Annotated in this window: 4 protein-coding genes; all 4 read left to right on the forward strand. The window is 69.2% G+C overall.

Annotated elements, in window-relative coordinates; translation table 11 throughout:
* Window positions 1-131 precede the first annotated feature (131 nt).
* Genes GOAMI_RS01635 through GOAMI_RS01650 form a run of 4 tightly spaced genes read left to right on the forward strand, consistent with a single transcriptional unit; the run spans window position 132 to window position 16,218 of the window.
* Window positions 132-13,958, forward strand: a complete 13,827-nt coding sequence (locus GOAMI_RS01635; RefSeq protein ID WP_006434641.1) for a non-ribosomal peptide synthetase — start codon at window positions 132-134, stop codon at window positions 13,956-13,958.
* Window positions 13,958-14,215, forward strand: coding sequence for an MbtH family protein (locus GOAMI_RS01640; RefSeq protein ID WP_006434642.1), 258 nt, complete (start codon window positions 13,958-13,960; stop codon window positions 14,213-14,215). Before GOAMI_RS01635 ends, GOAMI_RS01640 begins: the two co-directional genes overlap by 1 nt.
* A complete protein-coding gene (locus tag GOAMI_RS01645; RefSeq protein ID WP_006434643.1) occupies window positions 14,193-15,446 on the forward strand; it encodes an ABC transporter ATP-binding protein in 1,254 nt (417 codons plus the stop codon). Before GOAMI_RS01640 ends, GOAMI_RS01645 begins: the two co-directional genes overlap by 23 nt.
* Complete coding sequence (locus GOAMI_RS01650; RefSeq protein ID WP_006434644.1) at window positions 15,436-16,218, forward strand: ABC transporter permease; 783 nt, start codon at window positions 15,436-15,438, stop codon at window positions 16,216-16,218. Before GOAMI_RS01645 ends, GOAMI_RS01650 begins: the two co-directional genes overlap by 11 nt.
* Window position 16,219: the final 1 nt, after the last annotated feature.

Raw genomic sequence — 16,219 nt, forward strand, 5'->3', positions numbered from 1 at the left:
TCAGACCGAGGGTGGATTCATCCTCCGCACACGCCCTCGGGGTCCGACGCCCAGTACGACACGCGCGCCCTGGCCTTCGCAGAAGTTCGATCCCTCACCCGCCAGGACGCTCGTCCACAGGGGAGGTATGCGTGACCACAGAAGACACGATCCGGCACACCGGCCGCACCGGCCACACATCCCACCCCGACCCGACAATTCCGATGACCGCCGCACAGCGCGGCATCTTCTATGCCCAGCAGCTCGAACCCGATGTGCCCTTGACCATCGATGCGTTCATCGAATTCCGCGGAGAATCACCGCTTTCCGGCGAGGCCTCCGACAGCTGTCCGGTCGACATCGATCCCGAGATCATGCAGCGCGCCGCCACGCTGACCGAGCTCGAGACGGAAGCCTCACTGCTGCGTCTCATTCCGACGGATGACGCCGAACCCACCCTGACCATCGACTGGACACGTAGGGTTGTCCTCGGCACACAGGATTTCAGCGACGCCGCGGACCCACGCGCGGCCGCCCTGACTTGGATCGACGAACACCGGTCGCAGAGTCCGGACATGTTCTCCGACCCCCTCCTCGAGACACATCTCCTCAAAGTCGGTCCGGGACATTCGATCTGGTACTGCCGAGGCCATCACATCGCGTACGACGGCTATGCCGCCATGTACCTGATGCTCCGCGTCTCGTCGCACTACACGGCGATCGTCAACAACACTCCGCCTCCCCTGGCCGACACCGCGTCGATGGCCGAGATCGCCGGACTGGACGTCGCCTACCGGACGTCGGACAAGTTCCGCGCCGATCGCGAGTACTGGTCGCAGCGGCTGGCCGATCTGCCCGACTTGGCCACTCTGACGCGGCGTTCCAGCCCGGCGGCACCACTGTCGACGATCAAGTCGGCGGTCCTCGACGACGATCTGGTCACCCGTATCCGCGTACTGGCACGCGAACATCGGGTTCGGCCGGCGTCGGTCATCACCGCCGCGGTCACCGCCTACGTCGCCCGGTTCACCGACCGCGACGAGGCGGTCCTCAGCCTTCCGGTCACGGCGCGCGACCGCGACATCCTGCGCACTTCGGCCGGCCTCATCTCCAATGTCGTCCCGTTGCGCATCGCCCTCGACGACGACGCCACGGTGACCGATCTGCTCGCGTCGGTCAACACCGAGATCAAGGGCGCTGTGCGGCACCAGAAATTCCGCCACGAGGACATCGTCGCCGACATCCTGGGGTCCGCAGGCGCCCGCCGCGGGTTCTTCGGGCCGCTGGTCAACGTGATGCTGTTCTTCCAGCACATCGACTTCGGGCCCGTCCGCGGTGAGCTCAACATCCTGTCCACCGGGCCGATCGAGGACGTCTCGGTCAACGTCTACGACAGCCTCGACGGCGGAATGAGCGTCGACCTGGAGGCCAATCCGAACATCTACTCCGACGACGAGATAGCCACCCATCACCGGCGCCTCGTCGAGTTCCTCGAGGCCCTCGTCACCGCCTCCCCCGAAACCCCGGTGTCTCATGTCAGCGTGCTCCGCGAGTGTGAATCCGCGGAGTTGCCGCAGCGCACCACCGGCGACCGCGTCGAGCTCGGGGAACGCACGCTCGTCGACCTTCTCGACACGGCCGCGGCGACCCACGGCGACGCGCCGGCCGTCGTCTCGGCGCAACCGCGCGACCCCGCCGAATCCCGCCCGTTGTCCCATGCCGAGTTCGCACGGCAGACGCGATCGTTGGCAGCCGCGCTCCAGGATCGCGGAGTCGGGGCGGAAAGCATTGTCGCCGTCCAGCTCCCACGCAGCGCCGACCAGGTACTCGCTCTTCACGCCGTCATCCGCGCGGGGGCGGCCTTCGTCCCGGTCGACCCGAACGAGCCGGCCGATCGTCTCGACCACATCCTGACGGTGGCGGCACCGGACCTCATCATCACCGAGGAGAATCTGGCCACGCTGCGAGCCTGCCCCGCCCGACGGGAGCCGACGCCGACGGCCCGACCCGACAACACCGCATACCTCCTGTTCACCTCGGGCTCCACCGGCAAGCCCAAGGGCGTGGCGATCACCCACCGCGCCATCGTCAACCGCCTCGAATGGATGCAGGACCGGTACCCGCTCGGGGAGTCGGACCGCGTCCTGCAGAAGACCCCGGCCACCTTCGACGTGTCGGTCTGGGAGTTCTTCTGGCCCTTCGTCACCGGAGCCGCCCTCGTCGTGCCGACCGCCGACGGGCACCGCGACCCCTGGTACCTGCGGGATGTCATCGACGAACACCGCATCACCACAGTGCATTTCGTGCCGTCGATGCTCGCCGCGTTCTCGGCGGCACTCGCCGCCGACCCGGAACGGCCCCGCGGCGAGAACGGCCGCGGGGCGACGACACTGGACTCGCTGCGCCAGATCTTCACCAGCGGTGAGGCTCTGACACCGGCCACGGTCGCTGCGACGGCGGCGCTCACCTCCGCCCCGATCCACAACCTCTACGGTCCCACCGAAGCGGCGATCGACGTCACCCACCACGACGCCTGCCGCGCGGACGTCCCGGTCGTGCCCATCGGCCGACCGGTGTGGAACACCAGCGTCCACGTCCTCGACCATCGGTTGCGGCCGCAGCCCCCCGGCGCCGTCGGAGAGCTGTATCTCGGTGGCGTGCAGCTCGCCCGCGGCTACCGGGCACGACCCGATCTCACCGCGTCGCGGTTCGTCGCGTCCCCGGCCGGGTCCGGCGAACGTCTCTATCGCACCGGCGATCTGGTCCGGATGAACGACGGTGAGCTGGAGTATCTGGGGCGCACCGATTCCCAGGTCAAGATCCGTGGTCAGCGGGTGGAGCTGGGCGAGATCGAATCGGCGCTGGGCTCCCTGAGGGGAGTCGCCGCTGCGGGTGTCGTCGTCCGGGACGACCTCGTCGCCGACGGATCCGCCGTCGTCGCCTACGTCAGCGGCGCCACCGACCTGCGCACCCGCGAGCTCCGCGCAGAACTGGCGTCGGCGCTGCCCGGGCACATGATCCCGTCGGTGGTCATGGTGCTCGACGAACTCCCGACGACCGCGAACGGCAAGCTCGACCGCCGCGCGCTCCCCCGGCCGCAGTTCGACACCGACCGCGAGTTGGTCGCACCGGCGACCACGACGGAGACCTTCGTCGTACGCACCATCGCCGAGGTCCTGGGCCTCGACGCCGATCAGACCGGCGGCTACCCGATCTCGCTGCGTGACAACTTCTTCGACATCGGTGGCACATCGCTGTCGGCGACCCGCATCGCGTCCCGCCTGTCGAAGGCGACCGGCCGGCGCATCGGCCTCCGCACCGTCTTCGACGCCGAGGACATCGGCGGGATCGTCGACGCGCTGGCTGCACTGGGCGTCGACGTCGACGACTCCGTCGAGAACACTTCCGAGCGCGCCGCGTCGCCGACCCTCTCGGATTCACCGGTGCCTCTCTCACCGGCACAGCACCGGTTGTGGCTCGCCACCCGACTCGATCCGGCCGGCGCGGCCACCTACAACATGCCGTTCACGGTCAGGCTGGTCGGCGCGCTCGACACCGGGGCCCTGCGGCAGGCTCTCACCGATGTCATCGCCCGACACGAGCCGCTGCGCAGCGTCGTCGTCGAGCAGGACGGCGTCGCGTATCTGTCTTCCCGGCCCGCGGACACGGTGACCATCGACCTACCGGTTCTGCGCGCGGAGGACGTGCGCGATCTCCCCGACCCCGAATTCGCCTCCCAGATCTTCGATCTCGGCACCGATCTACCGATCCGTGCGCGGCTCGTCCGCACCGCCGCCGACGATCACCGCCTCACCGTGGTGGTCCACCACATCGCCGCCGACGGATGGTCCCTGGCACCGCTCGCCGGCGATCTCGCGACGGCCTATCGCGCCCGGCGGGATGACCTCGAACCCGACTGGCCCGCACTGCCCGTCACCTACTCTCAGGTCAGCGCCGAACGTCACGCCTGGCTGTCCGAGAACTCCGACGCCACCGCCGAACTCGACTTCTGGCGCGACGCCCTCGCCGACGCCCCGCGCGAGACCGAACTCCCGCTGGACCGGCCGCGTACCGGTCGCGGTGAAGTATCGGGTGCATCGGGGACCCACACGCTCTCGCCCGACACCCACCGGGCCATCCGAGAACTGGCGGGCGCGACCGGCTCCACCGTGTTCATGGTGTTGCACGCCGCGGTCGCGGCCCTGTTGCGCTCGCTGTCCCAGTCGTCGGACGTCATCGTCGGGACCCCGGTCTCCGGGCGTGGGGACGCCGACCTCGACGGCCTCGTCGGCATGTTCGTCAACACACTGGCACTGCGCACGGTCGTCGACAAGGACGCCGGTTTCGTGGACCTGCTGGCACACGTCCGCGACATCGACCTCAGCGCCTTCGACAACGCCGACCTGCCCTTCGACCGTCTGGTAACCGAACTCAACCCGGACCGGTCGTCCCACGTCCACCCCTTCTTCCAGGTCTCCCTCGCTCTGGAGGATCGTTCGGCCATTCGTCTCGACTTCGCCGGTCTCGCGGCCACCGCGTCGCGCGTCGACACCGGGCACACCACCTTCGACCTCCAGCTCACTTTCACCGAACTGCAGGACACCGACGGCGAACCGGCCGGACTCGCTCTCGAGATCGGTTACGCCACCGCCCTGTTCGACCGGTCCACGGTGACCGCACTGTCCTCTCGTCTCGACCGTCTGCTCCGGGCCGCCACCGCTGCGCCGAACTCGGCGGTCGGCGACCTCCCGGTTCTCGATCTGCACGAACGCCTCGATCTCGTTCCTGCGGTCGGTGAGGGCAGCCGCCCCGTCGAGCACCTGACGACACTGCTGTCGAAGGCGGCCGAGTCCTCGCCGCACCGGGTTGCCATCACCGACGGCACCCGGTCGCTGACGTATCGGGAACTCGACGCCGCGTCGAACCGGCTCGCCCGCCTGCTGATCGACCGTGGCGCCGGACCCGAACGCCATGTCGCGGTGGCGCTTCCCCGTGGCGTGGACTGGATGATCGCCATGTGGGCGGTGGCTCGGTCGGGGGCCGCGTGGGTGCCCGTGGACCCGGCCTACCCGCCGGCGCGCATCGCGCACATGCTGGGCGACTCCGGTTCCTGCCTGCTGCTCACCGCCTCGTCCGCCGACCCCCGGGTTGCGCTGGCCGAAGAATCCTCAGCGGCGGTCCCGGCGACCGTCGTCCTCGACGATCACGAGGTCGTGGAACTGGCCGCCCGGAAGTCCGCCGGACCGGTGACGGCCTCGGAACGCCCCGGCCCCCTCGACGTCGACCAGCCCGCCTACCTGATCTACACCTCCGGCACCACCGGAACACCCAAGGGCGTGGTGGTCGGTCACCGCGGTCTCGCGGATTTCGGGGCGCAGCAGGTCACGCAGTACGGGATCACGGCCGAGAGCCAGACCATGCACATGGCCTCGCCCAGCTTCGACGCCACCGTGCTCGAGATCCTGATGGCCGTCGCGGCCGGTTCGACCATGCACATCATCCCGCCGGGCATCGTGGGTGGGGCCGAACTGGCGCAGCTGATGCGGGACGGACGCATCACCCATGCGTTCCTGACACCGTCCGTGCTGACCACCATGTCGCCCGCCGACGTCCCGGAACTCGAGGCCCTCGTCATCGGCGGTGAGCACCCGAATGCGGAAGTGGTGCGTACATGGTCGACGGGGCCTCGGTTGTTCAACGCCTACGGCCCCACCGAGACGACGGTCGTCGCAGCGGTGTCGGCGCCGATCGACCCCGACTACACGACGCTGACCATCGGACGGCCCATCCGCGGCGTCTCCGCGGTGGTCCTCGACGAACGACTGCAACCGGTCGCCCCCGGGGCGGTCGGCGAACTGTACATCGCCGGTGAGCATCTCGCGCGCGGCTATCACGGGGTACGACCGCTGACCTCGAAGCGGTTCATCGCCAACCCCTTCGGCGATCCGGGTGCGCGGATGTATCGCACCGGCGATCTGGTGCGATGGACCGCCGATCACGAACTCGAGTTCCGGGGACGGGCCGACCATCAGACCAAGATCCGCGGTCACCGCATCGAACTCGGTGAGATCGACGCCGCACTGGTCGCCGACGCCGCGGTTCGTGCGGCGGTCACCACCACCCACGGCGAGGGCGACCGCGCTCATCTCATCTCCTACGTCACGATGGGGCCCGAGACCTCCGACGCGGTGTCCGAGGTTCGCGAACGACTGGCGGATCGCCTTCCGCGACACATGCTCCCGTCGACGATAGTCGCGCTCGACGAGATCCCGACGACGCCGATCGGAAAGGTCGACCTGCGGGCGCTGCCCGCGCCGGACACCCTGCCGGCGGACACCGGCGTCGTGTACGTCGCGCCGATCACGCCGATCGAGCAGACGGTGGCCGACCTCATCGCCGAACGCCTCGACCTCGCACCCGGCACCGTGGGCCGTCACCACGACTTCTTCGATCTCGGCGGGAACTCCCTGCTGGCGACCCAGATCGTCGGCGCGCTCGAGCACCTGACCGGTCGTCGCGTACCGGTGCGTGAGGTCTTCGATCATTCGACCGTCGCCGCCATCGCACGACTCGTGGACGGTCGTGGCGCCACCCGACCGGGCGCGGACGAAGCCCGGATCCCCCGACTCACACACGACCCCGACGCGCCCGTCGAGCCCGGTCCAGCCCAGCAGCAGCTCTGGTTCCTCAATCAACTCGCCATCGGTGACAGCGCCGGGGAAAGCGGTTCGGCGACAGCCGGTTACGCGATCGCGTTCGCTCTCGATCTCCGCGGCCCGCTCGACGACGAGGCGCTCGCCACCGCGATCCGCCGGACCGTCGACCGCCACGTGATGCTGCGTACGGTCTATCCGGACCGCGACGGCAAGCCGGTCCTGGACGTGCGGCCCGCCGGCGAGGTCAGCCCGGACCTCCAGATCACCGAGACCACCGGGGCTCACTGGCCGGACCTGGCCCGTGGGCTCGCCCGCCGCCCGTTCGACCTCACCACCGATCTCCCGATGCGAACCGCGCTGCACCGGCTCGACGGCGACCCCGGGCACCACCGGTTGTCGGTCGTCATCCACCACATCGCCGCCGACGGGTGGTCGATGATCCAGCTGCACCGCGATATCGCCCGCGCCTACGCCGAACTCCGCCGTGATGACGCGACGGGCGCGGACGCCGATGCCGGCCGATCCGACGCCGCGATCGACTACCTCGACTACCTGCGCTGGCAGGCGGAGAACCTCGCCGACCACGGTGAACTCATGGACTGGTGGCGACACGAACTCGACGGCCTCGACGCCGCCCCCATCCTGCTTCCGGACGCCCCCGCCGGAGAACCACGCCGTGCGGAGGTCGTCGAGGTGGAGTTCGGCGTCGACGTGCGACGTCGCCTGATGACCCTCGCCCCCGGGCGCGCGACCGAGTTCATGACTGTGCACGCACTTTTCGCCGCGCTGCTCCGCCGCCTGGACGCCGACCCCGACACCCATGTCGCGGGTGCGGCCTCCGACATCGTCATCGGCACCCCGGTCGCCGGGCGCAACGACCCACGACTCGCCGACGTCGTCGGGATGTTCGTGAACTCGGTGGTGTTGCGGACCCCGGTGGACGGCCGGGAGAGTTTCACCGCACTGCTCGACTCCGTCCGCCGTCGTGACCTCGAGGCACTCTCGCAGTCGGACATGCCGTTCGAGCGGATCGTCTCGATGATGAACCCGCCGCGCAGCGGTAGGCATCCGATCTTCCAGATCGCGCTCGCCTTCGACGCCCAGACGACCGACGCTCCCGCCTCCGACACCGCGGGTTCACTCGCCGGCATCCCGGACCTCCGCATCGATGCGGAGGAGATCGACACCGGCGCCGCCCGTTTCGATCTCGAGCTCCGCATCCGCGATGGACGTGCGCGGTTCACCTACGCCACCGACGTCTACACCCGCGGGCGCGTCGAGACCCTCGCGCGGATGTTCGCCGACCTCGCCGACACCGTCACGACACACCCCGACACCCCGGTCGATGATCTCCCCCTGATGACGCCGGTGATGTCGCAGGGGCAGCGGCCCGCCGGATCCACGATCGCCCCGCGCCACCTCGCCGACATCGTCACGGCGACCGCGCGCCGGTATCCGGACCGGGTGGCTGTCGAGGACGGTGACCGCAGTCTGACCTATGCCGAGATGGACGAGATCTCGACGATCTGGGCACACAACCTGCGGGCGTTCGAGGTCGGCAGCGACGATGTCGTCGCGGTCGCACTCGATCGGAGCCTCGAGTCCGTGATCGCGACGTGGGCGATCATCAAGAGTGGTGCCGCGATCCTCCCCGTCGACACCCGCTACCCGACCGAGCGCGTCACCCATATGATCACGGATTCCGGTGCATCGCTGGGCATCACGACCTCGGACCGGTTCGCGGATGTGCCGCAGGACATCTGGTGGACCTCTCCCGGCATGCTGGGGGTCCTCTGGGAGAGCCCTGCACCGGATGACGACACACTCACGACCCCGCGCCACACCGACTCACTCGCCTACGTCGTCTACACCTCCGGTTCCACCGGAAAGCCCAAGGGCGTCAGCGTGACCCATCGCGGCCTCGCCGCGTTCAGCGCGTCGCAACGCGATCGCTACCGGGTGTCCCCCGGTGATCGCACACTGCACTTCGCATCCCCGGCCTTCGACGCCGCGATGCTCGAGTTCCTGCTGGCGTTCGAGGTCGGCGCGACGATGGTGGTCGTCCCGCCGACGATCTACGGCGGCGACGAACTCGTCGACTTCCTCGACGCGCACGCGGTCTCCCACGCGTTCATCACCCCGGCCGCACTGGCCGCCGCCGCGCCGCATCCACTCCCCCATCTGCGCACACTCGGTGTCGGCGGTGAGGCCTCCACACCGGACCTGGTGGCGCGCTGGGGAACCGGCCGCAGGTACATAAACTCCTACGGACCGACCGAGACCACGATCGTCACCGTCATGTCGGAACCGCTCCGGCCGGGTGAGCCGATCACCATCGGCACTCCGGTCGCAGATTGCACCGCGCTGGTCCTCGACCATCGACTGCAACCGGTCCCCGACCACGTCCCCGGCGAGCTGTACATCAGCGGCCCGGGTGTCGCCCGCGGCTATCTCGACCGGCGCGGTCCGACCGCCGCGCGGTTCGTCGCCCGACCCGACGGTTCCGGTGCGGTCATGTACCGCACCGGCGACATCGCCCGGCGCGCCACCGACGGCACGCTGATCTACCACGGGCGCAGCGACAACCAGGTCAAGGTGCGCGGCTTCCGCATCGAACTCGACGAGGTCACCGCGGCACTCGCTGCCGCCGGTGGAGTCGACTTCGCCACGACGGTCGTCCGCGGACAGGGCGCCGACGCGACGCTCGTCGGGTACGTCACCCTCGCCGGATCGCCCGACGCACCGGACACCGCAGCCGTCCTCGACGCCGTCCGGCAGCGACTCCCCCGCCACATGGTCCCGTCCGCGATTGTCGTACTCGACTCGATCCCGTTGACCCGCAACGGAAAACTCGATCATCGTGCGCTCCCCGATCCCGCGACGACGGCGCAACCGTCGGCGGCACGAGCCCCGCGGACCGTCGCCGAGACCGCGCTGGTGCGTATCCTCGCCGACGTGCTCGGTCTGCGTCCGGGTGAGGTCGGCGCGACCGATGACTTCTTCCATCTCGGCGGGACGTCGCTACAGGCGACCACGCTCATCAGCCGGATCAACCGGGTCCACACCGGCGAACGACTCCGCGTCCGTGACGTCTTCGACCACCCGACACCGGAAACGCTCGCGCCCCTGCTCACGCTGGCGGACGGGTGGGACGTGAGTGCCCTGGACGAGGACGGATCCGGCTCCGCCGCGGAGTCGCCCGATCACGCAGGCGGCGAGGAGATCCCGGACCGTCCCGCGCAGTTCCCACTGGCACCGATCCAGCGTCGGCTTCACTCGTTGGCCATCGCGGATCCGGAATCCACCGAGTACCTGATGCCGTTCGTGCTGCGGTTGCGCGGAGATCTCGACGTGCCGGCCCTGCGGGGCGCTCTCGTGGACGTGGTCAGCCGGCACACGAGTCTGCGTACGGTGTTCGAACCCGGGGAGACCGGCCCCCTGGGCCGCGTACTCGCCGATCCGGAGCCGGTGGTCGGCGACCTCACCGTCCGGCGGACCACGGACACCGCCGCCGAGATCGCCCGGCTCGCAACCCGACCCATCGACATCACCCGCCGCGCACCGATCGCCGCGACACTCGTCGCCGACAGCGCGGCCCCGGGCGCAGAGACCGAACACCTGCTGATTCTCGTCCTGCACCACATCGCGGCCGACGGCGCCTCGCTGCCGATCCTGGTGGCCGACCTCGCGCGCGCCTATGGCGAACGACGACGCGGTCGCACCGCGAACTGGGCCCCGGCCGCCGTCGACCACCGCGATCACGCCCTCGAGAGCGACGACGCCGCGAGTCTGGCAGACGACCTGCGGTACTGGGAGGAAACGCTCGCCGACGCCCCCGCCGAGACGACCGTCGCGCCGGTGTCGGACCTCGAGGCGCGTGCCGCGGGCGATCCGCAGACGTCCTCCACCGGAGCGCGCTCGGTGAGTCTCGAGATCCCCACACACGCCCGGGCGGGCCTGATCTCCTTCGCCCGCGAACAATCGACGACGCCGTTCTCGGTACTGCACACGGCATTGGCGATCCTGTTACATCGACTCGGCATCGGCCACGACCTCGTCGTCGGCAGCCCGGTGGCGAATCGCGTGGGTCGCAAGGCGGGCCGCGACTACAGCGGTGTCGTGGGCATGTTCGTCAACGTCCTGCCCCTGCGGACCCGGGTGGCGGCGGCCGATACGGTTGCCGCGCTCGTCCGCCGGGTTCGGGACGCCGACATCGATGCGCTCGATCACCGTGGCCTGCCCTTCGACGACATCGTCGGGGCACTGAACCCGGCGCGCACCCCCGGGCGGCATCCGCTGTTCCAGGTGGCGTTGTCGGTTCACGAGTACGCGGCCGGGAACGCGGACCATCCCGCTGACGGCCTGGCGGCGACCACCATCGAGATGGACGCCGGACTCCGGGCGTCGATCGCCGAATTCGATTCCCCGGCCGCCAAGTTCGACCTCCAGTTCACCATCACCGGGCTGGGTGACGGCGACGCGATGCTCCAGGTCACCTATGACGCCGCCCGCTATCACCGCCGGGATGCCGAACTCCTGGCCACCCGCCTGATGCGAGTCGTGCGCGGCATGCTGGGGGACCCGGGCCGGCCGATCGGCGACATCCGGGTCACCGACCCGCTCGAGATCGCCGAGCGCACACCGGCGCTCGGCCGTCCGGCCCAGATGCCCACCACGCTCGACCGACTGTTCGCGCAGGCGGTGCAGCGGAACCCCGATGGCGTGGCCGCGATGTCGGGGGTGCCGACGGCTCCCGAGACCATCACCTACGCCGAGCTCGACGCCCGATCCAACCGCCTGGCACGCGTCTTGATGGGCCGCGGTGTCGGCGCACCGGACGCCGAACACGTGGTGGCGATGGCGGTGGAACGTTCGATCGGCTCCCTCGTGGCGATCTGGGCGATCGTGAAGACCGGAGCCGCGTACGTGCCGATCGACCCGACCTATCCCGCCGACCGGATCGCGCACATGCTCGTCGACAGTGGCGCACGACTCGTCGTGACCACCTCGGCCGCACGGGAGTCCATCTCCGCGGGGATGGCCGAGGACCCGATACCGGTGCTCGTCCTCGACGACGCGGCGACCGCCACCCGCATGCAGCACTCGTCACCGGCACCGATCGCGGACGAAGAGCGCGGCGCGACGATCCGGCCCGATCAGCTCGCGTACATCATCTACACCTCCGGTTCGACGGGTCGCCCGAAGGGTGTTCTGGTGCCGCATTCCGGACTGCGTCCGGTGCACGACGAACTGGCTCACCGGATGGCGCCGGGACCGATGTCGCGAGTGCTGCATTTCGCCTCGCCGAGTTTCGACGCATCGGTCCTGGAAATGCTGTTCGCACTGGCCGGATCGGCGACGCTGGTCATCGTCGGGCCGCAGGTCTACGGGGGCGAAGCGCTCAGCGACGTCATCGACTCCGCGCAGGTCACCCACGCGTTCATCACGCCGGCGGCCGTTGCCAGCATGTCGCCCTCCGCAGTTCCCTCGCTGCGGGCGCTCGCCGTCGGCGGTGAGGATTACGGCGCAGACCTGGTACGCCGTTGGGCGGCCGGACGCACCCTCGTCAACGTGTACGGACCAACCGAGACCACGATCATCATCACCGGTAGTGAACCCCTCACGCCCAACCGGCGATTGACCATCGGCACGCCGAACAACGGTGTGGGCGCACTCGTTCTCGACGAGCGCCTGCACCCGGTCCCGGCCGGAGTCGTGGGCGAGCTCTATCTCATGGGACCGCAGATCACCCGCGGATACCACCGCCGTCCGGGTCTCACCGCCACCCGTTTCCTGCCGGCGCCGATGGTCGCCGGTCCACGCTTCGCCGGTCGTCGCATGTACCGCACCGGCGACCTGGTCCGCTGGACCGAGGACGGCCGACTCGTCTACATCGGCCGCGGCGACACCCAGATACAGGTTCGCGGTTTCCGCATCGAACTGGGCGAGATCGACGACGCCCTCACGACCGAACCGGATGTCGACTTCGCGGTCACCCTCGTCGTCGGCACCGGCGCGACGGCGACGATCCGCAGCTACGTCACCGCGGCCGACGGATCCGCTCCGGAGCCCGCGGATCTACGACGGCGGGTGAGCCGCCGGCTCCCACGGCACATGGTGCCGACCTCGGTGACCCTGCTCGACGCCATCCCCCTCACCCCCACCGGCAAGCTCGACCGCAAGGCCTTGCCGGTCCCCACCGATGGCGACGCCGCACGTCGCGTACCGGCTGCGGGTGGAGAAACGGCGGTCGCACAGGTCTTCGCCGAGGTCCTGGAGATCACTCCGGACACGATCGGCGCCGACGACGGCTTCTTCGATCTGGGCGGCAATTCCCTGCTGGCCACCGCCGTGACGTCGCGGCTGACCGAACTCATCGGTCGCCACGTGTCCGCACAGGCGCTCTTCGGCGCACCGACCCCGGCGGAACTCGCCGCGGCACTGGGCATGGACGGGGCGCCTCCGACGGACCCGTCAGGGCGGTCCGGCACGTCGGGGTTGGACGTGCTCCTCCCGCTGCGTCGCGGGCGCGGGGCAGCCGCCGAGAACTCCGACGGGCCACCGCTGTTCGTCGTCCATCCGGCGATCGGGCTGTCCTGGAGCTTCACCTCGCTGCTGCCCCATCTGCCCTCCGGCCGTGCCCTGTACGGACTCCAGCACCCGGCTCTGTCCGGGCGGACATGTCCGCGCTCGATCGGCGATCTCGCCGCGGAGTACGTCGCACAGATCCGCACCGTCGCGCCGGACGGCCCGTATCACCTCCTCGGCTGGTCGCTCGGCGGTCTGATCGCGCACGAGATGGCCGTGCAGCTGCGGGAGGCCGGGGATGAGGTCGCGCGGCTCGTCCTGCTCGACAGCTACGTCATCGCCGAGCGCCCCGACCTGGACACCGAAGCCTCGATCACCGAGCTGATGCGTGAGTTCGGACTCGAGGTCGACAACGAAACAATCTCCGGTGCAGGAGAACTCACCGTCGACGATGCACACCGCATCATCTCCTCGACCGGTGGCGCACTTGCCGGCCTCACCCGGGAGACGCTGGGCACGGTCCACGAGGTGTTCCGCCACGCCTCACCGCTGGCGCGCGGGTGGCGGCCGCGTGTCTACGACGGCGACCTGACCTTCGTCACCGCGACCGTCGACCCCGAGCCCGGCGCACCAGCCGTCGAGGCCTGGCATTCGAAGGTGACCGGGCGGGTCGTCGACATCGGTGCGCACAGCACTCATGCACGAATGATGCTGCCCGAGCACGTATCCGACTGGGTACACGCCATCGATGCACCGCCGGGGCCACCGGCGGCCGCCATACGAGAGGAGAAGTGATGACCAACCCCTTCGACGACACCGACGGAACCTTCCGGGTGCTCGTCAACCACGAGAACCAGCATTCGCTGTGGCCGGACTTCGCACCGGTGCCCGATGGCTGGCGTACGGTCTTCGGCCCGTCGGGACACGACGAATGCCTCGAGTACGTGGAGGAGAACTGGCGGGACATGCGGCCGGCCAGCCTGATCCGGACGATGGAGAGTTCGCGGGACGACGAAAGCGAGGTCACCCGTGGGGCGGCACAGCATCGCTGACGACGCACCGACCGAGGAGGCCGCACGTTACGCACTGGAACTCCGCGGGTTGCACAAGACCTTCCGCACCGGACTGTTCGGCCGCGGGCCACGTGTTCACGCTCTCAGCGGACTGGACCTGACGGTCCCCACCGGAACGGTGCACGCGCTCCTCGGCCCCAATGGTGCCGGGAAGACGACCGCGGTGCGCGCCGTCGCGACCCTGATGACCCCCGACGAGGGCTCGGTGCTCGTCGACGGGGTCGACGCCATCGCCGATCCCGGCGCCGTCCGGAAGATCGTCGGGGTGTCGGGCCAGTACGCGGCCGTGGACGGCAACCTGACCGGCTTCGAGAACCTGCGCATGGTCGGTCAGTTGTACGGGCAACCACGGGCCGTTGCATCGGAACGCGCGCGTGAACTGATCGCGGAACTGAACCTCGAGGACGCCGCGGATCGACCGATGCGGACCTACTCGGGCGGGATGCGTCGTCGGCTGGACCTCGCCGGGGCACTCATCAACCGCCCGTCGCTGGTGATCCTCGACGAGCCGACGACCGGACTCGACCCTCGCGGGCGACGCCAGATGTGGGAGGTCATCGCCGAACAGGTCGGCTCCGGTGCGACGGTTCTGCTGACGACGCAGTACCTCGAGGAAGCCGACGCGCTGGCCGACGAGATCACGGTCATCGACCACGGCACGATCCGGGCCCAGGGAAGCCCGGCCGATCTGAAGGCCTCGACGGGCGGATCGATCCTCACCGTCGAACTCGCCGTCCCCCACACGGACGACACCCACGACGAGCAGATCTCGGCCTCCCTGACCGAGATCGGTGTCGGGCGACCCGAACGTCTCGAATCGGGCGGCGAGAGGGGCGGGGCCGATACCGAATCCGTGCGCTGGTCGGTCCCCGTCGACGACGGGACCCGCAGTGCGGTCGCCGCGGTCCGGGCGCTGTCGTCGGCCGGGATCGAGGTCGTCGACGCGTCCGTCACGACACCGACCCTCGACGACGTCTTCCTGACGCTCACCGAGCGAGCCGGCACCACCGATCCGGATACGACTGTTGATGTCGAGATCGCCGACATATCAAGCGATTCGGACATCACGGTCACTCAGTCAGGCATGAATGGTAAGGCGGTCAACGGTTTTGCGGGGTCGATCGATCACGCTGTCATCGGAACAGGTGACTCCGACGCGGACGTACCGGACAATCTGCCCAACCGAACGGAGCGAGCTCGTGTTCACTGACACCGCGGTACTGGTCGAGCGAAACCTGCTGACCGTCAAACGCATACCGACGCTTCTCATCAGTGCGACGATCCAGCCGCTGATGTTCGTCTTCCTCTTCGCCTATGTCTTCGGCGCGACGTTCGGCGGCGGCTCATACCGCGAGTTCCTGATGGCCGGGATCTTCACGCAGACCGTCGTGTTCAACGCCGCCTTCACCACTGTCGGCCTGGCGAACGACACCTCCGACGGAATCATCGACCGCCTCCGCTCGCTACCGATGTCGCGACTGGGCGTCATCAGCGGCCGGGTCTCCTCCGACATGCTCCTGTGCGCCGTCGGGCTGGTGGTGATGGTCGCCTGCGGGCTTGCCATCGGATGGCGGGTTCAGGGCAGCGCCGCCGACGCCGCGATCGCCTTCGGCATCATCGGACTCTTCGCTGTCGCGATGGCCTGGGTGGGCGCCGTGACCGGCCTCGGAGCCCCGAATGTCGAAGCGGCACAAAGTATCGGCTTTCTCTGGATGTTCCCCCTGACGTTCCTGTCGAGTGCGTTCATCTCCGCACAGAGTCTTCCCGGCCCGCTGCGCGCCATCGCGGAGTGGAACCCGGTGACCGCCGTGGCGACCGCATGCCGGCAACTCTTCGCCAACGAGGCGCCACCGAATTTCCCGGCCGCCACCGGGTGGGTCGCCGACCATGCCGTGGGGTATGCGGTGGGCTCGTCTCTGGCCATCCTCGCGGTGTGCATCCCTGTCTCCCTTGTTCTTTACCGAAGCTCAGCAAATCGGTGAT

Origin of the sequence: Gordonia amicalis NBRC 100051 = JCM 11271 (assembly GCF_000332995.1) — a bacterium.
GTDB lineage: Bacteria > Actinomycetota > Actinomycetes > Mycobacteriales > Mycobacteriaceae > Gordonia > Gordonia amicalis.

Coding starts and splice junctions, on each gene's coding strand:
- GOAMI_RS01640 (WP_006434642.1), top strand. CDS start 13,958: ATGACCAACCCCTTCGACGACACCGACGGAACCTTCCGGGTGCTCGTC.